Origin of the sequence: Allobosea massiliensis (assembly GCF_042655245.1) — a bacterium.
Taxonomy (GTDB): domain Bacteria; phylum Pseudomonadota; class Alphaproteobacteria; order Rhizobiales; family Beijerinckiaceae; genus Allobosea; species Allobosea massiliensis.
The window spans coordinates 1-1,169 of the sequence record NZ_JBHSLU010000122.1 but is presented as its reverse complement, the minus strand read 5'-3'; the positions used below and the strand labels follow the sequence as shown (position 1 = coordinate 1,169).

At 65.3% G+C, this 1,169-nt stretch carries 1 protein-coding gene; it reads left to right on the top strand.

The features are described from left to right. Nucleotides 1-1,169: elongation factor Tu (gene tuf, locus ACFPN9_RS26435; protein WP_068308260.1), on the top strand; the 1,169-nt coding region annotated here is incomplete at its 3' end.

Here is a 1,169-nt window from a genome sequence, read left to right as displayed (position 1 = left end):
ATGGCCAAAGAGAAATTCGCTCGCACGAAGCCGCACTGCAACATTGGAACGATTGGTCACGTCGACCATGGCAAGACGTCTTTGACGGCTGCGATCACGAAGGTGCTTGCGGAGTCGGGCGGCGCGTCGTTCACGGCCTATGACCAGATCGACAAGGCTCCGGAGGAGAAGGCGCGCGGCATCACGATCTCGACGGCTCACGTCGAGTACGAGACGCCGAACCGTCACTATGCCCACGTCGACTGCCCCGGTCACGCCGACTATGTGAAGAACATGATCACCGGCGCGGCGCAGATGGACGGCGCGATCCTGGTTGTGTCGGCGGCGGACGGCCCGATGCCGCAGACGCGCGAGCACATCCTGCTGGCGCGCCAGGTCGGCGTTCCGGCGCTGGTGGTGTTCATGAACAAGGTCGATCTCGTCGACGACGCCGAGCTGCTCGAGCTGGTCGAGATGGAGATCCGCGAGCTTCTGTCGAAGTACGATTTCCCGGGCGACGACATCCCGATCACCAAGGGTTCGGCGAAGGCTGCGCTTGACGGCGTGACGCCGGAGATCGGCCATGACGCGGTGATCGCGCTGATGAAGACGGTGGACGAGTACATCCCGCAGCCGGAGCGTCCGATCGACCAGCCCTTCCTGATGCCGGTCGAGGACGTGTTCTCGATCTCGGGTCGCGGCACGGTGGTGACGGGTCGCGTCGAGCGCGGCATCGTGAAGGTCGGCGAGGAAATCGAGATCGTCGGCCTGAAGGACACGGTCAAGACGACGGTGACGGGCGTCGAGATGTTCCGCAAGCTGCTGGACCAGGGCCAGGCTGGCGACAACATCGGCGCGCTGCTGCGCGGCACGAAGCGCGAGGACGTGGAGCGCGGCCAGGTGCTGTGCAAGCCGGGCTCGGTGAAGCCGCACACGAAGTTCAAGGCCGAGGCCTACATCCTGACGAAGGAGGAGGGCGGCCGCCACACGCCGTTCTTCACGAACTACCGCCCGCAGTTCTACTTCCGCACGACGGACGTGACGGGCGTGGTGCATCTGCCCGAGGGCACGGAGATGGTGATGCCGGGCGACAACATCGCCATGGAAGTGCACCTGATCGTGCCGATCGCGATGGAGGAGAAGCTGCGCTTCGCCATCCGCGAAGGCGGCCGCACCGTCGGCGCCGGCGT